Origin of the sequence: Stenotrophomonas sp. Ps181 (assembly GCF_025697425.1) — a bacterium.
GTDB lineage: Bacteria > Pseudomonadota > Gammaproteobacteria > Xanthomonadales > Xanthomonadaceae > Stenotrophomonas > Stenotrophomonas sepilia.
In genome coordinates this window covers 480,463-501,910 of record NZ_JAHWBI010000001.1, presented here as the reverse complement: position 1 = coordinate 501,910, position 21,448 = coordinate 480,463, and the positions used below count along the sequence as shown (strand labels likewise).

General features: G+C 67.2%; 21 protein-coding genes. 15 read left to right on the top strand and 6 right to left on the bottom strand.

Features of this window, described 5'->3' with window-relative positions:
- Nucleotides 1-80: 80 nt before the first annotated feature.
- From KXV01_RS02310 to KXV01_RS02300, 3 genes are all read right to left on the bottom strand, one after another.
- Nucleotides 81-983, bottom strand: coding sequence for a sulfurtransferase (locus KXV01_RS02310; protein WP_180880789.1), 903 nt, complete (start codon nucleotides 981-983; stop codon nucleotides 81-83).
- Nucleotides 980-1,783 (bottom strand): CoA pyrophosphatase, encoded by an 804-nt coding sequence (locus KXV01_RS02305; protein WP_263467489.1) that lies wholly within the window; start codon nucleotides 1,781-1,783, stop codon nucleotides 980-982. The genes KXV01_RS02310 and KXV01_RS02305 overlap by 4 nt, the downstream gene beginning before the upstream one ends.
- Nucleotides 1,784-1,954: 171 nt before the next feature.
- The gene (locus KXV01_RS02300) at nucleotides 1,955-2,656 is read right to left on the bottom strand and encodes an FKBP-type peptidyl-prolyl cis-trans isomerase N-terminal domain-containing protein (protein WP_005408797.1); all 702 of its coding nucleotides are present in this window, start codon (nucleotides 2,654-2,656) and stop codon (nucleotides 1,955-1,957) included.
- Between the two features lie 167 nt (nucleotides 2,657-2,823).
- Here KXV01_RS02300 and KXV01_RS02295 point away from each other — a divergent pair, with 167 nt between their 5' ends.
- The 15 genes from KXV01_RS02295 (at nucleotide 2,824) to rnt (ending at nucleotide 15,922) form a co-directional block, all read left to right on the top strand.
- Entirely contained in the window at nucleotides 2,824-3,606 is a 783-nt protein-coding gene (locus tag KXV01_RS02295) for an enoyl-CoA hydratase-related protein (protein ID WP_049411256.1), read from the top strand.
- Between the two features lie 4 nt (nucleotides 3,607-3,610).
- Complete coding sequence (locus KXV01_RS02290) at nucleotides 3,611-3,964, top strand: hypothetical protein (protein ID WP_049411258.1); 354 nt, start codon at nucleotides 3,611-3,613, stop codon at nucleotides 3,962-3,964.
- Nucleotides 3,964-4,653 carry an endonuclease III gene (gene nth / locus KXV01_RS02285; RefSeq protein ID WP_049411262.1) on the top strand — a complete coding sequence of 230 codons (690 nt, stop codon included), beginning with the start codon at nucleotides 3,964-3,966 and terminating at the stop codon, nucleotides 4,651-4,653. Before KXV01_RS02290 ends, nth begins: the two co-directional genes overlap by 1 nt.
- Before the next feature lie 193 nt (nucleotides 4,654-4,846).
- Entirely contained in the window at nucleotides 4,847-6,058 is a 1,212-nt protein-coding gene (locus KXV01_RS02280; RefSeq protein ID WP_049411264.1) for an OprO/OprP family phosphate-selective porin, read from the top strand.
- A gap of 221 nt (nucleotides 6,059-6,279) precedes the next feature.
- Nucleotides 6,280-7,296 carry a phosphate ABC transporter substrate-binding protein PstS gene (gene pstS / locus KXV01_RS02275; RefSeq protein WP_019659077.1) on the top strand — a complete coding sequence of 339 codons (1,017 nt, stop codon included), beginning with the start codon at nucleotides 6,280-6,282 and terminating at the stop codon, nucleotides 7,294-7,296.
- Nucleotides 7,297-7,703: 407 nt separating this feature from the next.
- Nucleotides 7,704-8,780 carry a phosphate ABC transporter substrate-binding protein PstS gene (gene pstS, locus KXV01_RS02270; protein WP_164282824.1) on the top strand — a complete coding sequence of 359 codons (1,077 nt, stop codon included), beginning with the start codon at nucleotides 7,704-7,706 and terminating at the stop codon, nucleotides 8,778-8,780.
- An 82-nt stretch (nucleotides 8,781-8,862) separates the two neighbouring features.
- The gene (gene pstC / locus KXV01_RS02265; RefSeq protein ID WP_012479635.1) at nucleotides 8,863-9,831 is read left to right on the top strand and encodes a phosphate ABC transporter permease subunit PstC; all 969 of its coding nucleotides are present in this window, start codon (nucleotides 8,863-8,865) and stop codon (nucleotides 9,829-9,831) included.
- The gene (gene pstA / locus KXV01_RS02260) at nucleotides 9,831-10,694 is read left to right on the top strand and encodes a phosphate ABC transporter permease PstA (protein ID WP_049438223.1); all 864 of its coding nucleotides are present in this window, start codon (nucleotides 9,831-9,833) and stop codon (nucleotides 10,692-10,694) included. The genes pstC and pstA overlap by 1 nt, the downstream gene beginning before the upstream one ends.
- Nucleotides 10,695-10,713: 19 nt before the next feature.
- The gene (gene pstB / locus KXV01_RS02255; RefSeq protein WP_049411272.1) at nucleotides 10,714-11,544 is read left to right on the top strand and encodes a phosphate ABC transporter ATP-binding protein PstB; all 831 of its coding nucleotides are present in this window, start codon (nucleotides 10,714-10,716) and stop codon (nucleotides 11,542-11,544) included.
- Between the two features lie 76 nt (nucleotides 11,545-11,620).
- A complete protein-coding gene (gene phoU / locus KXV01_RS02250; RefSeq protein ID WP_005415893.1) occupies nucleotides 11,621-12,328 on the top strand; it encodes a phosphate signaling complex protein PhoU in 708 nt (235 codons plus the stop codon).
- A 259-nt stretch (nucleotides 12,329-12,587) separates the two neighbouring features.
- Entirely contained in the window at nucleotides 12,588-12,944 is a 357-nt protein-coding gene (locus KXV01_RS02245) for a hypothetical protein (protein ID WP_049438226.1), read from the top strand.
- Nucleotides 12,931-13,806, top strand: a complete 876-nt coding sequence (locus KXV01_RS02240; RefSeq protein ID WP_012479633.1) for a DUF692 domain-containing protein — start codon at nucleotides 12,931-12,933, stop codon at nucleotides 13,804-13,806. Before KXV01_RS02245 ends, KXV01_RS02240 begins: the two co-directional genes overlap by 14 nt.
- Nucleotides 13,799-14,554: a putative DNA-binding domain-containing protein gene (locus tag KXV01_RS02235; protein ID WP_099495099.1), complete on the top strand. Its 756-nt coding sequence runs from the start codon at nucleotides 13,799-13,801 to the stop codon at nucleotides 14,552-14,554. The genes KXV01_RS02240 and KXV01_RS02235 overlap by 8 nt, the downstream gene beginning before the upstream one ends.
- A 27-nt stretch (nucleotides 14,555-14,581) precedes the next feature.
- The gene (locus KXV01_RS02230; protein WP_111190926.1) at nucleotides 14,582-15,103 is read left to right on the top strand and encodes a DoxX family protein; all 522 of its coding nucleotides are present in this window, start codon (nucleotides 14,582-14,584) and stop codon (nucleotides 15,101-15,103) included.
- A gap of 234 nt (nucleotides 15,104-15,337) precedes the next feature.
- Entirely contained in the window at nucleotides 15,338-15,922 is a 585-nt protein-coding gene (gene rnt / locus KXV01_RS02225) for a ribonuclease T (RefSeq protein WP_005408782.1), read from the top strand.
- A gap of 65 nt (nucleotides 15,923-15,987) precedes the next feature.
- Here rnt and KXV01_RS02220 read toward each other — a convergent pair whose 3' ends face one another.
- The 3 genes from KXV01_RS02220 to KXV01_RS02210 form a co-directional block, all read right to left on the bottom strand.
- Nucleotides 15,988-19,014 carry a ligand-binding sensor domain-containing diguanylate cyclase gene (locus tag KXV01_RS02220; protein WP_263467488.1) on the bottom strand — a complete coding sequence of 1,009 codons (3,027 nt, stop codon included), beginning with the start codon at nucleotides 19,012-19,014 and terminating at the stop codon, nucleotides 15,988-15,990.
- Between the two features lie 176 nt (nucleotides 19,015-19,190).
- Nucleotides 19,191-20,600, bottom strand: a complete 1,410-nt coding sequence (locus KXV01_RS02215) for an ATP-binding protein (RefSeq protein WP_049411285.1) — start codon at nucleotides 20,598-20,600, stop codon at nucleotides 19,191-19,193.
- Between the two features lie 6 nt (nucleotides 20,601-20,606).
- On the bottom strand, nucleotides 20,607-21,335 hold the full coding sequence (locus tag KXV01_RS02210) for a response regulator (protein WP_005415886.1): 729 nt from the start codon (nucleotides 21,333-21,335) through the stop codon (nucleotides 20,607-20,609).
- Nucleotides 21,336-21,448: the final 113 nt, after the last annotated feature.

Here is a 21,448-nt window from a genome sequence, read left to right as displayed (position 1 = left end):
CAACGGGCTCTGACCCACGATTTACGCTCGATGGAGTCAAAGCCGTTCTCCGTTGGAAAACGGATCCGACCCCGCGCTTCTCAGGTGCCGGTCGCCACCGGGCGGCTGCTGTCGCTCACCCAACCGCTCCAGGAGTCGGCGTAGATGCGTGCGCCGCTCAGGCCTGCGCTTTCCATCGCCAGCAGCAGGTGGCAGGCGGTCACGCCTGAGCCGCACATCAGCACCACCTGCTGCGGATCACGGTTGCCGATCACGCCCTGCAGTTCGGCGCGCAACTCCTGTGCGTCGCGCAGGCGGCCGTCGAGCACGTTCAGTGCAAACGGGCGGTTGACCGCGCCCGGCACATGCCCGGCCACCGGGTCCAGCGGCTCCACTTCACCACGGAAGCGTTCACCCGCGCGCGCGTCGACCAGCCAGCCCGGCGCATGCTTCAGCCGCGCGGTGATTTCATCGGCGTTGGCGATCTGGGTGGTGTCGAAACGGCCCGGGTAGGCCGGCAGCGACGCGACCATGCCCTGCCCGGCTGCCAAGGGATGACCTGCGGCCTGCCAGGCGGCAATGCCGCCGTCGAGTACGGCCACCCGGGTGTGCCCGATCAGGCGCAGCAGCCACCACAGGCGCGAGGCGGCCATGCTGCCGTCGCTGCCATCGTAGACCACGACCTGGGTGTCGGGGCCGATGCCCCACTGCCCCAGCGTCGCGGCAAAGGCATCGCTGTCCGGCAATGGATGGCGACCATGGCCGACGCGGCTGAGATCGGACAGATCACGATTCAGATCGGCATACACCGCACCCGGGATATGACCTGCCAGGTACTGGCCGCTGCCCGCCTGTGGATCGGCCAGCGAGGAACGCGCATCAACCACGCGCACGGCGGTGCTGGCGGTGGCACGCGCATCGACCACGCGTACGCCTTCGCCCAGTGCAGCGGCCAGGGTGTCGACATCGACCAGGGTGGTCCACGGCTGCTTGATCGGGTTCATTGCACTTGCTCCAGGCGGCGACGCAGGTTGTAGAGAATGGCCGCGGTGGCACCCCAGATGCGCTGGCCGGGCCAGCTGTACTCAAGGACGTGACGGATGCGGCCGCGATGGTTGATTTCGACCTGGCGCAGGCTGTCAGGGGTCATCAGGTAGTCCAGCGGCACCTCGAACACTTCGGCCACTTCGCTGGGCTGCGGCACCGGCACGAACTCCGGATCGACCACCGCCACCACCGGCGTGACGCGGTAGCCAGTGATGGTGACGAAGGGATCGAGATACCCCAGCGCCTGCACCTGGCCGGGCGCCAATGCGATTTCTTCCTGGCTCTCGCGCAGCGCGGCCGCCAGCGCGTCGCGGTCATCGGGTTCGGTGCGGCCGCCGGGGAATCCGACCTGGCCACCATGGGTGCGCAGTGTTTCGGTGCGACGGGTGAGGATCACCTGTGCACCGTTGGCGCGCGGAACGATGCCGGCCAGCACCGCAGCCTCCACCGGAGGCCCGGGCGGCAGCAGATCGACCAGCTCACTGCGGTTCCAGCCGTCGCCGGCAGGTGGGTGGGCCAAGGGGTGCAGCGCGCGCATCAGTCGTTCGTGGTCGGCCAGCGAGCCGCGCAGGGAGTGCTGCAGTTGTTCGCGCAGGGGCTGCACGCGATGCAGGATGCGGCTGCGTTCCTCGTTGCTCATCGACGACCACCGCGCGATCTCATCGATATGCCGCCCGCAGCCGGCGCATTGCCGGTCCGGATCCAGCGTGCACACTCCGATGCAGGGACTTGCGACAACACGCGCCGTTTCTTCCATTGTTTGCACCCGCCAACAGTAGCGCGATCGGGCTGAATTTGCGCGCGCAGCGTGGGCGTTTCCTCGATGTGACCCAAGAGCAGTCGACTGACAGTCGACTCTACCGTCAGGCACTGCGCAAACAAAAACGCGCCGGTGGGGTCACCGGCGCGTTTGGTTTGCTGCTTCGATTTACTTGACGCTGACCAGCTTGATCTCGAACTGCACAGCCACGTTCGGCGGGAACGGGGTGCGCGGATCGGCACCATAGGCCTGGTCCGGCGGCAGGGTGACTTCCCACTTCGAGCCTGCCGGCATCTGCAGCAGGGTCTCGCGCATGGCCTTCATTTCGACTTCGCTGACCTTGATCGACGGGATCTGCTGGGCCGGGCGGGCTTCGGTCGGGCGCTGGCCGTACGGGAACGGACCGGCCACTTCCAGCTGCACAGTGCTGGCCTGGGTCGGCTTGGCACCCTTGCCGGCTTCGATCACGCGGTACTGGACGCCGCTCGGCAGGGACTGCACGCCGGCCTTGGCCTTGTTCGCCGCGATGAACTGGTCGCTCTTGGTCTTGTTTTCGGCAGCCGCCTTTTCGTACTCGGCCTTGGCGGCCTGGGCACGGCCCTGCTCGCGCTTCTGGAACGCTTCAACGGCCGGCTTCAGCTGCTCGGCGGTGATCGCCGGCTGCTTCTTGGCGTAGGCATCCTGCAGGCCCTTCACCACCGAGTTGATGTCCAGCTGCTCACCACGACCGGTCAGCTCCGCCAGGTTGTTGCCGTAGTCGTAACCGAAGTAGTAGCTCAGCTTGCCCTTTTCGGACGAGACGTCCTGGGCGAAGGCATTGCCCGTCAGGGCCAGGGCCGCGACGGCGACCGCGATAGAACGCAACTTCATCAAACAGTTCTCCAGGGGTGGTAACTCAGGGACGTTCTGCGCCGCCCTGAGGCGACGGGTTAGGATAACGGGCGCAACGTGTAACCGCTACTCACGATGCAGGCTATGACCCGTCTGCGTTTGCAGAGTTCAATATCACTTTTTTTTAACGTTCCAGGAGTTTCCCCGTGGCCGATGCCCTGATCGCTGTCGCTGACGACGGCGCCATCCGCACCGTGACCGTCCAGCGCCCGGACAAGCTCAATGCCCTCAACGCCGCGACCCTGCAGGCCCTGGCCGATGCCTTCAGGGACGCCGCCGCCGATCCGGAGGTGCGTGTCGTGGTATTGACCGGGGCGGGCCCCAAGGCGTTCGTGGCCGGTGCCGACATCGCGGAAATGAACACTCTCAGCGCCGTTCAGGGACGTGATTTCTCGCTGCTGGGCCAGGCGCTGATGCGCCAGATCGAACGCATGCCCAAGCCGGTCATCGCACGCGTGAATGGTTTCGCACTGGGCGGTGGCCTGGAACTGGCGATGGCCTGCCACCTGCGCATCGCCGCGGATACCGCCAAGGTCGGCCAACCGGAAATCAACCTGGGCCTGATCCCCGGCTTCGGCGGCAGCCAGCGCCTGCTGCGCCTGTGCGGCCGCGCCGCCACCCTGGAGCTGTGCCTGCTGGGGGCGCCGATCAACGCCGCGCGTGCGCTGGAACTGGGCATCGTCAACGAAGTCGTGCCGGCCGACGCGTTGGACAACCGCGTGCAGGACGTCGCCCGCCAGCTGGCGCGCTCGGCGCCGCTGGCCCTGCGTGGCCTGCTCGACGCGGTGCACGTGGGCGGCGAATGCAGCCTGGAGGCCGGGCTGGAATACGAAAGTGCGCAGTTCGGCCTGCTGTTCGCCACCGAGGACATGCGCGAAGGCACCAGCGCCTTCCTGCAACGCCGCGCGCCGGCCTTCCAGAACCGCTGACGCCATGGCATCCCGACCCAACCCCGTGCAGTTGTTCGCCCGGGTCCAGGCAGACGATCTCGATGGCGCCCTGCAGGCCGGGCTGATGGACTACGCCGTCCGTGCCGGCGACGACCGGTTGCTGCCCGACCACCCCGACCTTCCGCAACGCCTGTGCCAGGCCCAGCAGCAACTGCACGCGGCCTGGGCTGCACGCGAACGCTACCGCGCCCGTGCGGTGCGCCTGGCCCGCCGCGAGGCCGAGCGCGATGCACGTCGCACCCCGGCACCCGCCCCGGACGTGAAGCCCGCCCTGCCCGCTGCGGCAGCCGCGATTCTGGCCCGGGCCAAGGCCCGCGCCCGCGGCAAGGAACAGTGATGGCCACCACGAAGAAGACCGCACGCGCCCCGGCGCGGCGTGGCGGCACGATGCCGCGCGCCGACGTGGTGGAGATGTTCACCCGCCTGCGCGAACTCAACCCGCACCCGAAGACCGAACTGGAGTACAGCTCGCCGTTCGAGCTGCTGGTAGCGGTGGCGTTGTCGGCGCAGGCCACCGACGTCGGCGTCAACAAGGCCACGCGCCGACTGTTCCCGGTCGCCAACACGCCGGCGAAGATCCTTGCGCTCGGCGAAGATGGCCTGAAGCCGTACATCGCCACCATCGGGCTGTTCAACGCCAAGGCAAAGAACGTGATCGCCACCTGCGCGATCCTGCTGGAGAAGCATGGCGGTGAAGTGCCGCGCGATCGCGAAGCGCTGGAAGCGCTGCCGGGTGTCGGGCGCAAGACCGCCAACGTGGTGCTCAACACCGCGTTCGGCGAGCCGGTAATGGCGGTGGACACGCATATCTTCCGCGTCGCCAACCGCACAGGACTGGCGCCGGGCAGGAACGTGCGCGAAGTGGAAGACAAGCTGGTGAAGGTGATTCCGGCCGAGTTCCTGCTCGACGCACATCACTGGCTGATCCTGCACGGGCGTTATGTGTGCAAGGCGCGCAAGCCGGATTGCCCGGGCTGCGTGATCGCCGACCTGTGCCGGTTCAAGGATAAGACCACGGCCGAGTGACGGCATCCACGCAGGGCGTGGATCTACTGCAACCGGGTCGCAATCCGGGCGTCATACGCAAGCGGTTTCAATGGCAGGCCCTGCCGTGACGGGGCCTGCGGCGGATGTCTGCCGCGCGTGAACTGTCACATTTACGCAATCTTTACCTTCTAGCCTGCGCGCATCTTCCCACCTGCCTGCAAGGCTCCTCTCCATGAAACTGCATCACCAACTCCTGACGGTGGCCGTGGCTGCTGCGCTGTATGTGCCGGCTGCACACGCCGAAGTCGCCATCGACGTGATCGGCGGTTCGGAAATCACCTTCGAAGGCCTGGTCCAGGCCGACGGCAACTGGTTCCACAACGATGTGGTCGACCTCAACGGTGGCGACGCCGGCAACGGCAAGAACAGCGAATTCGAACTGCGTCGCGCCGAGCTGGTGCTGAAGGGCAAGGGCCCGGGCAACGTGGAGTGGGTGGTCGGCTATGACGCCAAGGCCGACAAGTTCCTCGACACCAACGTGAAGTACAAGCTGCTGGGCAACGCCAACCACTTCCTGCAGCTGGGCCAGTTCAAGCAGCCCAACAGCCTGGAAGAACTGTCCAGCACCAAGAACAACGATTTCATTTCCAAGGCAGCGGTCACCAATACCTATGCCATCGCCCGCCGCCTGGGCGGCGCGTACAGCTACGGCCAGGACAACTGGTCGGTGACCGCCAGCGCCTTCGGCCGCGAGCTGACCCGCAACCTGGCCCACGGCAGCGGCTACGGCGCGCGTGGCACCTGGGCCCCGATCAATGAAAAGGGCCAGGTCCTGCACTTCGGCCTGAGCTACGTCAACTACGACGCCGACGCCGACACCCTGCGCGTGCGTGCGCGTCCGAATGCCGACCTCGCCACTGCCCGCCTGGTCGACAGCGGCAACCTGACCGACACCGACCGCGTCAGCACCATCGGTGCCGAAGCGATGTACTTCCAGGGTCCCTTCAAGGCCCAGGCCGAGTACTACACCAGCAAGGCCAAGCGCTACGACCACGACAACTACACCAGCGACGGCTACTACATCAGCGGCGTGTGGAACGTGACCGGCGAGACCTGGAGCTACAAGGGCGGCACTCCGGGCACCGGCCTGCCGAACAACCCGGCCGGCGGCCAGTGGCAGCTGGGCGTGCGCTACGACCACATGGACCTCAATGACGGCAACCTCGCCGCCAACCCGGTCGCCGGTCGCCCGCCGATCGTCGATGGCGTGCTGGGTGGCAAGATGGACATCTGGACCGTGGGCGCCAACTGGTATCTGCGTTCCAACTTCAAGCTGATGCTCAACTACGTGATGGTCGACAGCAAGAAGTACAGCTCCACGGCGCGCGGTTTCGTCAACGACGATCCCAACATCCTGGAAGCCCGCGCGCAGTTCTTCTGGTAAGTCCAGCCGCCTGCGTTGAACCGCGAAGGCACGGCCCCGGCCGTGCCTTCGTCGTTGAGTGGTACCCGTGCCGCCCTGCCGGCGCAGCGGACGTGACATCCCTCATGACGCGTGTCACGCCCGCGTCATATGACAGACGCGGACGTGTCACGCAACCGTTATGGAATGTGCACCGAAACGTCGGGCAACCGCCCTTCGACCACCACCCCAGGAGTCTCCCCGTGATCCACGCCTTCAAATCGCGCGCCGCTGTCGCCATCCTGGCTGCATCGTCCGTGTTCGCCGCCAACGCCGCCGACATCACCGGCGCGGGCGCATCGTTCATCTACCCGGTCATGTCCAAGTGGTCGGCCGACTACAGCGCCGCAACCGGCAACAAGGTCAACTACCAGTCCATCGGTTCCGGCGGCGGTATTGCCCAGATCAAGGCCAAGACCGTTGATTTCGGCTCTTCCGATGCGCCGCTGAAGCCGGAAGACCTGGCTGCTGCAGGCCTGGCGCAGTTCCCGTCGGTGATCGGCGGCGTGGTGCCGGTGGTCAACGTGGCCGGCATCGCCCCGGGCGCGCTGAAGCTGGACGGCGCGGTGCTGGCCAACATCTTCCTGGGCAAGATCAAGACCTGGAACGACCCGGCCATCGCCGCACTGAACCCGGGCGTGACCCTGCCCAACGCCAAGGTCACCGTCGTGCATCGTTCGGACGGCTCGGGCACCACCTTCAACTTCGTCAACTACCTGTCCAAGGTCAGCCCGGAGTGGAAGAGCTCGGTCGGTGAAGGCACCTCGGTGCAGTGGCCGGCCGGCATCGGCGGCAAGGGCAACGAAGGTGTTGCCGCCTATGTGAAGCAGATCAAGGGCGGCATCGGCTATGTCGAACTGTCCTACGCGCTGCAGAACAAGCTCTCCTACACCGCGATGAAGAATGCCGCCGGCAAGTTCGTGCAGCCGAGCGACACCTCGTTCGCTGCCGCCGCTGCCAGCGCCGACTGGGCCAGCGCCCGCGACTTCTACCTGGTGATGACCAATGCGCCGGGCGCCGAGTCCTGGCCGATCACCGCCACCAACTTCATCCTGGTGCAGAAGACGCCGAAGAATGCTGCCAATGGCAAGGCGACCCAGGAGTTCTTCCGCTGGGTCTACAAGAACGGCGACGCCCAGGCCCGCCAGCTGGACTACGTGCCGCTGCCGGACAGCCTGGTCCGCCAGATCGAGACCTACTGGTCGCAGAACCTGAAGTAAGCGCGTTCCCCCGCAGGAACGGGGGCGGCGGGTCCTCTCTCCCCCGCCGCTCCCACCCGGGCGCGAGATCCTCGAGATCTCGCGCTCTTCTTGTTTTCGGGCATGCACCTGCCTTTGTAGAGCCGAGCCACGCTCGGCTGCGCTCTGGAGCGCGCGGACCAACGGTCCGCAGCTACCGAGGGCAGGGAACAGCCGAGCGGGCTCGGCTCTGCCTTGCACCGGCCGTCATATCAGCGCGCAGATCCGGGGTTTCCGGGCCCCGGCCGGATCGGCGCCAACCCTGTGAAACCCTTGTCAGAACGTGATCCAGGACACCTCTGTCATGGTCGTAATACGGCTGTAACAAAAACATCATTTCATAGCCGCATCCGCCGACCACGTCGGCTCTTCCCCGCTATGGAGTGACCATGAAACTGCACTCGGCCGGCCTTGCCGCCCTTTCCCTGGCCATCGCCCTGGGCCTGTCGGCCTGCGGTGGCGACAAGCAGGCCGCGCAGCAGCCGGCTGCCGACGCTGCCGCTGCCCGTGCCAAGGTGACCGCCGAAGTGTCCGGCGCGGGCGCGTCCTTCATCTTCCCGCTGGTCTCCAAGTGGTCGGCTGACTACAACGCCAGCACCGGCGCCAAGATCAACTACCAGTCGATCGGCTCCGGCGGCGGCATCGCCCAGATCAAGGCCGGCACCGTCGACTTCGGTTCGTCCGACAAGCCGCTGAGCAGCGAGGAGCTGGCCCAGGCCGGCCTGGCGCAGTTCCCGTCGGCCATCGGCGGCGTGGTGCCGGTGGTCAACATCGAAGGCCTGGAAGCCGGCAAGCTGCGCCTGAGCGGCGCCCTGCTGGCCGACATCTTCCTGGGCAAGGTCAAGACCTGGAACGACCCGGCGATCGTCGCCGCCAACCCGGGCGTGAAGCTGCCGGACGGCAAGATCACTCTGGTCCATCGTTCGGACGGTTCGGGCACCACCTTCAACTTCTCCAACTACCTGTCCAAGGTCAGCCCGGAGTGGAAGAGCAAGGTCGGCGAAGGCACCTCGGTGCAGTGGCCGGACGGCGTCGGTGGCAAGGGCAATGAAGGCGTTGCGTCCTACGTGAAGCAGATCAAGGGCTCGATCGGCTACGTCGAACTGGCCTATGCCCTGCAGAACGGCATGCCGTACACCGCCATGCAGAACGCCGCCGGCAACTGGGTCGAGCCGAGCGCGGAAACCTTCGCCGCGGCGGCCGCCAGCGCCGATTGGGCCAGCGCCAAGGACTTCAACCTGGTCATCACCAATGCTCCGGGCGAGCAGGCGTGGCCGATCACCGCCACCAACTTCATGCTGATGCAGAAGCAGCCGAAGGATGCCAAGCGCAACCAGGACACCCTGGCCTTCTTCAAGTGGGCCTTCGAGAACGGCCAGGCCCAGGCCAACGAGCTGCACTACGTGCCACTGCCGGCCGAACTGGTCAAGCAGATCGAGGCCTACTGGGCGACCGACCTGAAGTGATGGACTCGACGGTGCCCGCCCCGCGCGGGCACCGCTTGTTCTACGCCGTGCCGCCCCGCCCCTTCCTGGCCCAGCCGTCCCCATGAATGCCATCGCCCAGCCTGTAGCCGCCCCGTCCACGCGTGATGCGCGTGATGCCCGCAACGACAAACTGTTCCGATGGGTGCTGGTCGGCACCGTCATCTTCGTACTGATCGCCCTGGCCTGCGCCGCGCTGTCGATGCTGTGGGGCGGTCGCCATGCCCTGCAGATGCAGGGACTGAGCTTCTTCTTCTCCGCCGACTGGAATCCGGTCGAAAACAAGTTCGGCGCCCTGGCTCCGATCTACGGCACCCTGGTCACCGCCGTCATCGCGATGGTCATCGCCGTGCCGGTCAGCTTCGGCATCGCCTTCTTCCTCACCGAAGTCGCGCCGCGCTGGCTGCGTGGCCCGGTCGGTACCGCCATCGAACTGCTGGCCGGCATCCCCTCGATCATCTACGGCATGTGGGGCCTGTTCGTGCTGGTGCCGGTGATGACCGAGTACGTCACCCCGTTCCTCAACGAGACCCTGGGCGAATGGCCGGTCATCGGCCCGATGTTCCAGGGCCCGCCGCTGGGCATCGGCATGCTCACCGCCGGTTTCGTGCTGGCCATCATGGTCATTCCGTTCATTTCCTCGGTGATGCGCGAGGTGTTCCTGACCGTGCCCACCCGCCTGAAGGAATCGGCCTACGCGCTGGGCTCCACCAAGTGGGAAGTGAGCTGGGACATCGTCCTGCCCTACACCCGCTCGGCGGTCATCGGCGGCATCTTCCTCGGCCTGGGCCGCGCACTGGGCGAAACGATGGCGGTGGCCTTCGTGATCGGCAACAGCGTGCGCCTGTCGCCGTCGCTGCTGGAACCGGGCACCACCATCGCCGCGCTGATCGCCAATGATTTCGGCGAAGCCACTGAAACCTACCGTTCGGCCCTGCTGCTGCTCGGTTTCGTCCTCTTCATCGTCACCTTCGTGGTGCTGGCCATCGCCCGCCTGATGCTGATGCGCCTGTCCCGCAAGGAGGGCAACTGATGTCCACCACCGCTGATTCGCTGTACCTGCGCCGCCGCATCGGTAATGTCGTTGCGATCACCGCTTCCTGTGCCACTGCCCTGTTCGGCCTGTTCTTCCTGGGCTGGATCCTGTTCACCCTGGCCTCCAAGGGCCTGGCCGGGATCAACCTGGACCTGTTCACCAAGATGACGCCGCCGCCGATGCAGGACGGCGGCCTCGCCAACGCCTTCTTCGGCAGTGCGGTGATGTGTGCACTGGCCATCGGCATCGGCACCCCGCTGGGCGTGCTGGCCGGTACCTGGCTGGCCGAGTATGGCAACGCCCGCAAGGTCGGCACCGTGGTCCGCTTCGTCAACGACATCCTGCTGTCGGCGCCGTCCATCGTGCTGGGCCTGTTCGTCTACACGCTGTACGTGATGCAGACCGGCGGCAACTTCTCGGCGTTCGCCGGTGCCCTGTCGCTGGCCTTCATCGTGCTGCCGGTGGTGGTACGCACCACCGACGAGATGCTGCGGCTGGTGCCCTCGCAGATGCGCGAAGCGGCGCTGTCGCTGGGCATCCCGCAGTGGAAGGTGATCGTGCAGGTGCTGTACCGCAGTGCTTCGGCCGGCATCATCACCGGCATCCTGCTGGCGCTGGCCCGCATCTCCGGCGAGACCGCTCCGCTGCTGTTCACCGCCTTCGGCAACCAGTACTGGAACAACAACATCTTCCAGCCGATGGCTTCGGTGCCGGTGGTGATGAACCAGTTCGCCGGCAGCCCGTATGAATCCTGGCAGGTACTGGCCTGGGCCGGTGCCCTGGTGCTGACTGTCTTCGTGCTGCTGGTCAGCCTTGCCGCCCGCGGCATCCTGCTGCGCAACCGTATCTCCCATGACTGACCTTTCCGTGGATAACGCCATGAACGACCTTTCCAACGCCGTGCCGATGCAGCGCATCGCCGTGCCGTCCTCGCACGAGAGCCTGCACACCCCGGCTCCGGTCAAGCTTGCCGCGCGCGGACTGGACTTCTACTACGACAAGTTCCATGCCCTGAAGGGCATCAACCTGGAGATTCCGGAGAAGCGTGTGACCGCGCTGATCGGCCCTTCCGGTTGTGGCAAATCGACCCTGCTGCGCATCTTCAACCGCATCTACGCGCTGTACCCGAAGCTGGAAGCGCGCGGTGAAGTGCTGCTGGACGGCGAGAACATCCTGTCGCCGAAGTACCCGATGAACCGCCTGCGTAGCAAGGTCGGCATGGTGTTCCAGAAGCCGGTGCCGTTCCCGATGACCATCTTCGAGAATGTCGCCTACGGCATCCGCCACCACGAGAAACTGAGCAAGGCCGACATGGCCGACCGCGTCGAGCAGGCGCTGCGCCAGGGCGCGCTGTGGGACGAAGTGAAGGACAAGCTGGGGCAGAGCGCACTGGGCCTGTCCGGTGGCCAGCAGCAGCGCCTGTGCATCGCCCGTGCCGTCGCCCTGCGCCCGTCGGTGCTGCTGCTAGACGAGCCGACCTCGGCGCTGGACCCGATCTCGACCAGCCGCATCGAGCAGCTGGTGGAAGAACTCAAGCACGAGTACACGATCGTGATCGTCACCCACAACATGCAGCAGGCCGCGCGCGTGTCCGACTACACCGCCTTCATGTACCTGGGCGACCTGATCGAGCACGACCGCACCGAAGTGATCTTCTCGCAGCCGTCGCAGCGGCAGACCGAGGACTACATCACCGGTCGCTTCGGCTGAGACGACGGTCGAGCGTGGCTCGACTCTACAGACAACGCCAGTCGAGCATGGCTCGACTCTACAGAGCGGAACAACCATGAACCTTCCCAACGACCACATCGTCAAGAGCTACGACGAAGAACAGCAGCGCCTGGTGGCCGAAATCGTGCGCATGGGCGAGATGGCCGTCGCCCAGCTCGAAGCGGCGATGGACGTGATCGAGAAGCGCGACGAGAACGCTGCCCATCGCATCATCGCCAACGACGAAGCGATCGACGCGCTTGAGCAGCAGATCAGCCACGACGTGATGCGCCTGGCGCTGCGTGGGCCGATGGCGCGCGACCTGCGCGAGATCCTCGCTGGCCTGCGCATCCCGGCCGACATCGAGCGCATCGGCGACTATGCAGCGAACGTGGCCAAGCGCTCGATCGCGCTGGGCAAGGTGCCGCCGCTGCCGCAGATCCAGGGCCTGCGCGCGCTGGGCCGCCTGGCCGCGCAGCAGGTGCGCCGTGCCATCGCCGCCTACCGCGACAACGATGCCGAGGCCGCACTGGCACTGCGCGAGGACGACGCCCGCCTGGACGCCCAGTACACGGCGCTGTTCCGCGAGCTGCTCACCTACATGATGGAAGACCCGCGCAACATCACCCCGTGCACCCACCTGCTGTTCATGGCCAAGAACCTGGAGCGCGTGGGCGACCACGCCACCAACATCGCCGAGAACGTGTGGTTCCTGGTGCACGGGGAGCAGCCGCTGCCGCCGCGTGAAAAGCGCGACGAGACCTCCAGCACCGGCCAGCCCTGACGCTGCACTGCAACACCGGAGTCGACTCCAAGGTGGCCGCTGTCCCAGTGACAGCGGCCTTCTTGTTTCTGGGCGTTCCGGCGATTCATCCACGCATGGCGTGGATCTACCGGGAACCGTGTTCCCCTTCTGTAACAAACCTCACGAAAATTTGAGTTCTTGGCGAGGATTCGTTGAGTAGGATCGCTGCACCATCGTTTCCACCGGCATCCCTGCCGGCCACCCGGGCACCCGCCCACACCACCCAGGAGCACCACCGATGAGCAGTTCCAACAAGACCCTGTCCCTGCTGACTGCTACCGCCCTGGCCGCCGGCCTGGGCATGACCGCCAGTGCCTCGGCCCTGAGCATGAGCGACCTCGCCCAGGGCTACCTTGTTGCCGGACAGGCAGCCAAGGCCAGCACCGATGCCAAGGCCGCCGACGCCAAGATGGCCGCCGACGCGACCAAGCACGCCGAAGGCAAGTGTGGTGCCGGTGGCAAGAGCGGCGAAGGCAAGTGCGGCGCCGACAAGGGCAAGGCTGCCGGTGCGGCAGCTGGCGACAAGGCCAAGACCGGCGACACGAAGTCGGCCGAAGGCAAGTGCGGCGAAGGCAAGTGCGGTGGCAAGCACTGACGCCCGCGCCAGCCTCGTCCACCCGCGGTCGCCGCTTCGTGCGGCGGCCGCCGGGTTGGGCCTGCGCCGGGCGCTGCTGCAGGACCTGCGTGACGCCCCGGAAGGCGACTTCGACTTCCTCGAATGCGCACCGGAGAACTGGATCCATGTCGGTGGGCCGGCCGGTGATGCACTGGCCGAACTGGCGCAGCGCCATCCGCTGAGCTGCCACGGCCTGTCGCTGTCGCTGGGCGGCAGTGCACCGCTGGATACCCAGTTGCTGGAACAGGTCGGCCGGTTCCTCGAAAAGCACCGCGTGCCGCTGTACAGCGAGCACCTCAGCTACTGCAGCGACGACGGCCACCTGTACGACCTGCTGCCGATTCCCTTCACCGACGAAGCCGTGCGCCATACCGCGCAGCGCATCAGCCGCGTGCAGGACCTGCTGGGCCGTCGCATCGCAGTGGAGAACGTGTCCTACTACCTGGCACCCGCGCCGGCGATGGACGAACTGGCCTTCACCAATGCCGTGCTTGCCGAAGCCGACTGCGACCTGCTGCTGGACGTCAACAACGTCTACGTCAACGCCTGCAACCACGGCTACGATGCCGATGCCTTCATCGCCGGTCTGCCTGCACGGCGCATCGTCTGCCTGCATGTGGCCGGTCATCTGGATGAAGCCCCGGACCTGAAGATCGATACCCACGGCAGCGCGGTGATCGATCCGGTCTGGGCGCTGCTGGCGCGTACCTATGCACGCATCGGCCCGCGCCCCACCCTGCTCGAACGCGATTTCAATTTCCCGCCCTATGCAGAACTGCAGGGCGAACTGCAGACCATCCGCCGCCTGCAGGCTACGCATGCCGGGGCGGCACATGGCTGATTCCGCCGACACCCTGCGCGCGCAGCAGCACGCCTTCACCGCGCACCTGCGCAACCCGCAGGCGGTACCCGCACCGGCCGGACTTGAGCCACGCCGGGTCGCGGTATACCGGCACCTGCTGTTCAACAACCTGCTCGGCCTGTTGAACAACGGTTTCCCGGTCTGCGTGCGCCTGCTCGGAGAACCGGCCTGGAGTGCCCTGGTGCGCCACTACTTCGCCACCCACCGCTGCCAGACACCGCTGTTCACCGAACTGGCCGCTGAATTTGTGCAGTGGCTGCAGGCGCAGCCACAGCTGCCCCACCCTGCGCTGGCCGAGCTCGCTCATTACGAGTGGGCGGAGACCGCGCTGTACCAGCTTCCTGCCGAACCGCTGCCGGTGCCGGGTGACATCGATCCGCTGCTGGTGCCGCTGCAGCGCTCACCGCTGGCGTGGCCGTTGCTGTACCAATGGCCGGTGCACCGCCTTGGCGCCGAGGACGCACCGACCCAGTTGCCGGCTGAGCCGACCGGCCTGCTGGTGCGTCGCGAGGCCGATGGCGAGGTGCGCTTCGCCGTACTCAGCCCGTTGGCGGTGTACCTGCTGTCCAGCATCGGGGAACAGCCCGGCCTCGATGGACATGCCTATCTGAAGCAACTGGCCGCCGCGCATGGCCTGGCCGAACAGGCGCTGGCCGAACCCGGTGCCGCGCTGCTGCAGCAGTTCCTGCGGGCCGGCGTGATCGGCCCACTTTACCCACCTGCCTGACACTCTCTTTCCCCCGGAGATGCACCGATGAAGCTTCCGCCCCTGGCCGCCGCGCGCGGCCGGCTGGACCGTCTCGCCCCCTGGTTGGCGCCGCTGGGCCTGCGGCTGCTGCTGGCCTGGGAATACTTCGAATCCGGCCGTGAGAAGCTGCACGGCCAGAACTGGTTCGCCGACCTGCAGGACGCCTTCCCGTTCCCGTTCAACCAACTGCCCGCTGCCCTGAACTGGCAACTGGCCACCTGGTTCGAACTGGTCGGCGCGGCCTGCCTGCTGCTTGGCTTCGGGACGCGCTTGGCCGCCGCCAGCCTGCTGGTGCTGACCGTGGTGGCGACCTATGCGGTGCATTGGCCGATGCAATGGAATTCGCTGGGTGACCTCGCGATGGGGTATGCCATCAGCGACCAGGGCTACGGCAACTTCAAGCTGCCGGTGCTGTTCATGGCCATGCTGCTGCCGCTGATCTTCACCGGCGCCGGCAAGCTGAGCGTGGACGCCTGGTTGGCCCGGTGGCAGCCATCCGTCACGACGGCACGGCCTGCGGTGCGCTAGATGCCGACCGTGGTCGGCGCGCCGTGTGCCAACCAAGGTTGGCACCTACCGGAATCCTGAGCGTGCGGTGCCCGGTAGGTGTCGACCTGGCTCGACACACGCCCCCCCAGGGAACCCATGCACAGAAGGCTGGCCGGGCGCTCAGGGTCGCTCTGCTAGAATTCACGCATGACTGACCCCACCCCCGCACCTGCCGCCGTTCCCGATTCCGCAGTTCCCCAGGCGCAGCGCGCGATGTCACAACGCTTCCGCGGCTTCCTGCCGGTGGTGGTGGATGTGGAAACCGGCGGCTTCGACAGCCAGCGCAATGCGCTGCTGGAAATCGCCGCGGTGCCGATCGAGATGGACGAGAACGGCCTGCTCTACCCCGGCCAGACCGCCAGTGCCCACGTGGTCCCGGCCGAGGGCCTGGAAATCGACCCGAAGTCGCTGGAAGTGACCGGCATCATCCTCGACCACCCGTTCCGGCTGGCCAAGGAAGAAAAAGCGGCGTTGGACCACATCTTCACTCCGGTGCGTGCGGCGATGAAGAAGTACGGCTGCCAGCGCGCGATCCTGGTGGGCCACAACGCCCATTTCGACCTTGGCTTCGTCAACGCGGCCGTGGCCCGCACCGGCCACAAGCGCAACCCGTTCCATCCGTTCAGCGTGTTCGACACGGTCACCCTGGCCGGTATCGCCTATGGGCAGACCGTGCTGGCGCGTGCAGCGACGGCCGCCGGCCTGGGCTGGGATGCCAACGAGGCGCACAGCGCGGTGTATGACACCGAGCAGACCGCGCGGCTGTTCTGCACCATCGCCAACGCCTGGCCGCGCTGAAGCAGCCAACGACGCAACCGCACCCACCCCACCGCGCAGTAGATCCACGCCAGGCGTGGATGAACTCAACCGATGCTCGTGCGATCGCGGCCGTCGCTCTTGGCGCGGTACAGCGCGCGGTCGGCGCGCTGGTACAGCAGCGCCGGGGTACGGTCGTCGGCATCCAGCTCTACCAGGCCCGCGCTGAAGGTGACACGCAGGCCCGCCACGCCGGCCCAATCGGGATGATCATGGAACAGGCCACGCAGGCGCGCGCACAGCTGTGCGGCTTCCTCCAGGCGGGTGTCGTTGAGCAGCAGCGCGAACTCTTCGCCGCCGGTGCGCGCCGGCAGGTCGGAGTCGCGGCACGCCGCTGCGATCAGTGACGCCACCTGCACCAGCACGGCATCGCCGATGCTGTGGCTGTGTCGGTCGTTGACGTCCTTGAAGTGATCGATGTCGAGCACCACCAGGCACAGCGGATGACCACTGCGCTGTGACCGGGCGAAGTCACGCGCCAGCGTTTCGTCGAAGGCGCGGCGATTGGCCAGGCCGGTCAGGGCATCCTCGCGGGCCTGCCGCTCGAAGGCTTCGGCCTGGCGCGCCAGGCGCTCGGCCAGTTCGGTCTTTTCCTGGTTCAGCGCCTGCAGGTGCACCGTCTTGGCCTGCAGGTCGAAGGTCGCTTCGTCCACCCGCCGTGCCAGGCGCAGGTTGCTGGCCTTAAGCTGCTGCAGCAGCAGCCGGTACAGCGCCACCAGTCCAGCCAGCAGCAGCATCCCCGCCAGCACCTGCACGCTGCGGCGCTGCCACCAGAACGGCTCCACGGTGAAGCTCCACACCGCCTCCTGTTGGCCCCAGCTGCCGCCGGGATGGGCGGCTGCCACATGCAGGGTGTAATCGCCCGGCGGCAGTCCGACGAACTCAACGCTGCGCTGCGGGCCGCGCTCGACCCAGCCCGCATCCAGCCCGTCCAGCCGCGTGCGGTAGCGGATCCGGTCAGACATCAGGTAGCTGAGGCCGACATAACTCACCGCCAACCGGCGCCCCCCTGGAACATGGTTGCGATCCGGCCCTTCCCAATGCACCGGCGCGCCATCCACCTGCACGCTCTCGATCGCGGCCGGCGGCGATGGCCGCTCGCGGAAACGCTGCAGGCGCTGCGGGTCGACCGTGCTCAGGCCGCCCGCGGTGACCACCCAGAACGTGCCGTCCTGGCGCAGGATCGCCGATGGGCTGGAGCTGCCGTTGGCCTGTGCATTGGCCATGCCGTCGATCTCGTTGTAGCGCTCCACCCACACCCGCGGCGTGCGGCCATCGGCCACGGCGTTGAGGGTGGCCATATCGGTGCGCAACACGCCGCGATTGCTGCTGATCCACACATTGCCAAGGCGATCCGGCACCAGCTGGAACACCGCATCCACCGGCATGCCCTGCTCAAGCCCCACCCGCGCCAGCCTGCCGCTGCGCCAGCGGTAAAGGCCGCGATCACTACTGATCCACATCGCGTCGCCCAGCTGGTGGAAGCCGAACACGCTGCGGCCACCGCCCAGCGGCGCCAGGTCGATCGACTGCACGTGGTCGCCGCGCAGCACGCGGATACCTTCGATGGTGCCGATCCACAGGTTGCCCTGATGGTCATGCTCCAGCGCGGTGATCAGGCCGCCGGGCATGCCCGGCACGTTCGAGACCTGCACCCGGTCGCCGTCGATGCGCACCACGCCCTTCTGCGTGCCGGCCCAGACCACGCCCTGCGGATCAACGCTGATCGCACGGATGTTGCCACCCGGCATGCCGTCGGCTGCGGCGTAGTTGTGGCGCAGGTGGCCGTCGCGGCCGAGCCGGTAGACACCATCGCCGAAGGTTCCGACCCACAGGTCCCCGTCCGGCCCCTGTGCCAGGCTCAGCACCGAAGGTGCCTTGCCGCCGCGGTTGTGCAGCGGCATCGCCCGGAAACGGCCGTCCGCGGTCCGCATGTCAAGCCCGCTGGCGCTGCCGACCCACAGCTGGCGATCGCGATCCTCGAATACCGTGCGCACGTAGTCGCCACTGAGCCCATCGCGCTCGGTGTAGCTGCTGAACAGAGTTTCGCGCAGGCGATAGAGCCCGCCGTTGGCGCCCACCCAGATGCTGCCTTCGGCATCCTCGCGCAGGCTGACCACGCGTCCACCCGGAAGGTTCAGGCCGGCCGGCAGTCGCTCCAGGCCATGTGCGGAGATGCGCAGCAGGCCCTGGTTCTCGGTGCCCAGCCACAGGTCACCGTGCCGGTCCTGCAGCATCGAGGTCATGTGCAGCTGGCCCGGCAGGCGGTGCACCAGCACCAGCTGGTCGTCCTCTACCCGGTACAGGCGCTCACCGGCGACGATCCACAACGCGCCATCCGGCGCACGGTAGGGCCACGACAGGCCACTGCCGGCACCCAGCCCCCACGCAGCGGGGGCGCGCTTGAGCACGCCATCGTTGTCGCGCAGCACCAGCCCGTCCAGCGTACCGACCCAGACCCGGTCCTGCGCATCGACCACCAGCCTGGTGAAGCTCATCGCCATCGGCAGGTCCGCCGCCGGCGCCTGGTAGACAATGCCGCTGTCCGGCGTCAGGTAGCCGATGCCCTTGCCTTCGTACAGCAGCCACAGCCGACCCTGGCTGTCCATCTGCATGGATTGGATCAGCACCTGCGGCGTATCGGCCTGGTGCTCCCAGACCCGCCATTGCCCATCACTGCCACGGTGGCTGACGTTGCCGCGTGAATCGCTGATCCACAGTCCGCCCTGGCGGTCGACGAACAGAGCGCCGATGCCGTTGTCGCGCAGGCCCGGGCGCGTGCTGCGGTCGAACACGGTGAAATCCAGGCCGTTGTAGCGCACCAGCCCTTCCCAGGTGGCGAACCACAGATGGCCTTCCGGTGTCTGCGCAATGTCGCGCAGCGAGTTGTGCGGCAGGCCATTGCGCGAGGTCCATACATCAATGGCGTAGTCGCGCAGCGGCGGCGCGCCTTCCTGCGCAGCCAACGGCTGCGCGAGGGCCAGCAGCAACCACAACAGGCCCTGCCGCAGTACCCGCCTGGCGCCTGATGCGCAGCACTCCGCCCAGTGCCTCTCGTTCCCCTGCCCGCCCATCACCGCAGCGGCGGCGGCCAGGTGCGGCTGCAGGACGCGGCTGCGTGCGAGGACAGCCGGACAGCGTGCAATGGCATGCCGGCGGGAACGGGCTGGCTCATCGGGGCGAGACTGGGGAGATGCGCAGATGATAGGCCAAACCCCGGCCCCGGCGTCACCGTTTGCAGTCTCCCGGCTCAGCCGGCGCGGCCGGGTGCCACCACCTGCGCACTGGCCGGCCACTGCACCACGGCTTCCAGCCCTCCCTCGGCCCGGTTGCGCAGCCACAGCCGGGCGCCGTCCTTCTCGGCCAGGGCGCGCGCGATGGTCAGGCCCAGGCCGGCTCCGCCGGTCTGGCGCGAACGCGAGGTCTCCACCCGCACGAACGGATCGAACACCGCCTCCAGCTGCTCCTCGGCCAGGCCCGGGCCGTCATCGGCCACCACCACGGTAATCGCACCGCCGCTGCGCTCAACCCGCACCCGTGCCCGCTGTGCGTACATCACCGCGTTGTCCACCAGGTTGGAGAACAGGCGGTGCATCGCCAACGGACGCAACATCAGCACCGAACCACTGCCGCCTTCGAAGACCACATCACCGCCGCCTTCGGCGGCGTCCTCGACAATGCTCTCCAGCAGCGAATCCAGGTCCAGTGCGGCGCGCTGCTCGGCACTCTCGGCACTGCGCGCCAGTTCCAGGCCCTCGCGCACCAGCGCCTGCATCGCCGCCAAGTCGCCGATCAGGCGCTCACGCAGGGCCTCGTCGCTGACATTCTCCAGGCGCAGGCGCAGCCGTGTCAGCGGCGTCTGCAGGTCGTGGGTGATCGCCGCCAGCATCTGCGTGCGTTCGGCCAGGTGCCGCTGCAGGCGGTGCTGCATGGCGTTGAAGGCTTCGGCGGCACGCTGCACTTCGCGCGGCCCGCGCAGTGGCAACGGGTCGCGCTGCAGGTCATCGCCAAGGTCTTCTGCGGCTGCGGCCAGTTCCTGCAGCGGCGCGCTGGCCATGCGCGAGACGATATAGGCCAGCACGGCAATCGCCAGCACCAGCAGGGTCAGGAACCACGGGTCCACGGCGAGGATGCCGTTGTGCGCCACCGCCGGCGAGTCCAGCGCCAGCTTCAGCAGCGTGCCGTCGTTGAGGGTCACGTCCACTGCACGGCATTTGGGCGGGATGAACGCGGGGTCGCGTTCGCGCGGCGGCCGCCGGTGGCCCGGCGGCGGCGGCGGCAGCAGCTCCTGCAGTTTGGGAATGCAGGAGCGGAACGAAGCGAAGTGCACGTGCGCGCGCGACACCGGCCCGGGGCGGTCTTCCAGTACTTCCATCAGCGCCGTGTCGGCCCGCCCCAGGCGTGCGCCCGGCTGCAGCGCGCGCACGCTCGGCCCGCCGATCGCCAGCAGGCGCTCGCGCAGCTCCGGATTGCCGTCCAGCAGGTTGACGTAGCCCTGCAGGCGGTCGGCGATGCGGTTCAGGTTCTGCCGCTCGAACTCCTGCTGGCGCTTGGAGGTGGCCAGCATGGTCGCGCCGATCGCAGCCACCGCCATGCCCAGCAGCAGGATCACGAACAACCGCCCGACCATCGAGGACAGGAAATGGCGCAGGCGCTTCATCGCGGTTTATTCCAGGTTGACCGACGAGGCCAGCACGTAGCCTTCGTTGCGCACGGTCTTGATCAGTCCATCCGGGCCACCATCGTCGCCCAGCTTGTTGCGCAGGCGGCTGACCTGCAGGTCGATCGCGCGATCCTGAGCCTCGTAGTTGCGGCCACTGCTGAGCGCGACCAGCTGCTCGCGCGACAGCACCTTGTTGGCGTGGGCGATGAACACCCGCAGCAGGCGGAACTCGGCGCCGGACAGCACCACCACGCGGCCATCCGGATCGACCAGGTGGCGATGCTCCAGGTCGAATACCCAGCGCGAGAAACGCGCGCGGCGTACCGCCAGCGGTTCCAGGTTGGCCGGCAGCGCCTCGGTCCGGCGCAGCACGTTGCGGATGCGCGCCAGCAGCTCGCGCGGCTCGAACGGCTTGGCCAGGTAGTCGTCGGCGCCCATTTCCAGGCCCAGCACGCGGTCGATCGGCTCGGCGCGCGCGGTCAGCATGATCACCGGCGTGTTCGAACGCGCACGCAGGTCACGGCACAGGGTCAGACCATCCTCGCGTGGCAGGTTGAGGTCCAGCACGATCAGGTCCACGTGCTCGCGGTCCAGCAGCTGGCGCATGGCGGTGCCATCGGCCGCAGTGCTCACCTGGTAGCCGGCGCGGCCGAGCTGTTCGGCCAGCAGCGTGCGGATGTCGTTGTCGTCGTCGACGATCAGCAGTCGATGCATCGGGTTTTCAGTCTCCATGTCGCGATCATCCCGTGTCGGCAGCTGAACCGCATCCGGGGCAATGCGTACCAGTGTATCCACCCGTGGGCGGGATACCTGTGGTTACGCCTGTTCACCGACAGTGTTACATA

What these genes read in the sequence shown, in the direction of transcription:
- phoU (WP_005415893.1), top strand. Translation starts at nt 11,621, where the DNA reads ATGAACCTTCCCAACGACCACATCGTCAAGAGCTACGACGAAGAACAG.
- KXV01_RS02230 (WP_111190926.1), top strand. Translation starts at nt 14,582, where the DNA reads ATGAAGCTTCCGCCCCTGGCCGCCGCGCGCGGCCGGCTGGACCGTCTC.
- rnt (WP_005408782.1), top strand. Translation starts at nt 15,338, where the DNA reads ATGTCACAACGCTTCCGCGGCTTCCTGCCGGTGGTGGTGGATGTGGAA.
- KXV01_RS02300 (WP_005408797.1), bottom strand. Translation starts at nt 2,656, where the DNA reads ATGAAGTTGCGTTCTATCGCGGTCGCCGTCGCGGCCCTGGCCCTGACG.
- KXV01_RS02220 (WP_263467488.1), bottom strand. Translation starts at nt 19,014, where the DNA reads ATGGGCGGGCAGGGGAACGAGAGGCACTGGGCGGAGTGCTGCGCATCA.
- KXV01_RS02215 (WP_049411285.1), bottom strand. Translation starts at nt 20,600, where the DNA reads ATGAAGCGCCTGCGCCATTTCCTGTCCTCGATGGTCGGGCGGTTGTTC.
- KXV01_RS02305 (WP_263467489.1), bottom strand. Translation starts at nt 1,783, where the DNA reads ATGGAAGAAACGGCGCGTGTTGTCGCAAGTCCCTGCATCGGAGTGTGC.
- KXV01_RS02280 (WP_049411264.1), top strand. Translation starts at nt 4,847, where the DNA reads ATGAAACTGCATCACCAACTCCTGACGGTGGCCGTGGCTGCTGCGCTG.
- KXV01_RS02210 (WP_005415886.1), bottom strand. Translation starts at nt 21,335, where the DNA reads ATGGAGACTGAAAACCCGATGCATCGACTGCTGATCGTCGACGACGAC.
- pstB (WP_049411272.1), top strand. Translation starts at nt 10,714, where the DNA reads ATGAACGACCTTTCCAACGCCGTGCCGATGCAGCGCATCGCCGTGCCG.
- KXV01_RS02245 (WP_049438226.1), top strand. Translation starts at nt 12,588, where the DNA reads ATGAGCAGTTCCAACAAGACCCTGTCCCTGCTGACTGCTACCGCCCTG.
- KXV01_RS02290 (WP_049411258.1), top strand. Translation starts at nt 3,611, where the DNA reads ATGGCATCCCGACCCAACCCCGTGCAGTTGTTCGCCCGGGTCCAGGCA.
- KXV01_RS02310 (WP_180880789.1), bottom strand. Translation starts at nt 983, where the DNA reads ATGAACCCGATCAAGCAGCCGTGGACCACCCTGGTCGATGTCGACACC.
- pstC (WP_012479635.1), top strand. Translation starts at nt 8,863, where the DNA reads ATGAATGCCATCGCCCAGCCTGTAGCCGCCCCGTCCACGCGTGATGCG.
- pstS (WP_164282824.1), top strand. Translation starts at nt 7,704, where the DNA reads ATGAAACTGCACTCGGCCGGCCTTGCCGCCCTTTCCCTGGCCATCGCC.
- nth (WP_049411262.1), top strand. Translation starts at nt 3,964, where the DNA reads ATGGCCACCACGAAGAAGACCGCACGCGCCCCGGCGCGGCGTGGCGGC.
- KXV01_RS02235 (WP_099495099.1), top strand. Translation starts at nt 13,799, where the DNA reads ATGGCTGATTCCGCCGACACCCTGCGCGCGCAGCAGCACGCCTTCACC.
- pstA (WP_049438223.1), top strand. Translation starts at nt 9,831, where the DNA reads ATGTCCACCACCGCTGATTCGCTGTACCTGCGCCGCCGCATCGGTAAT.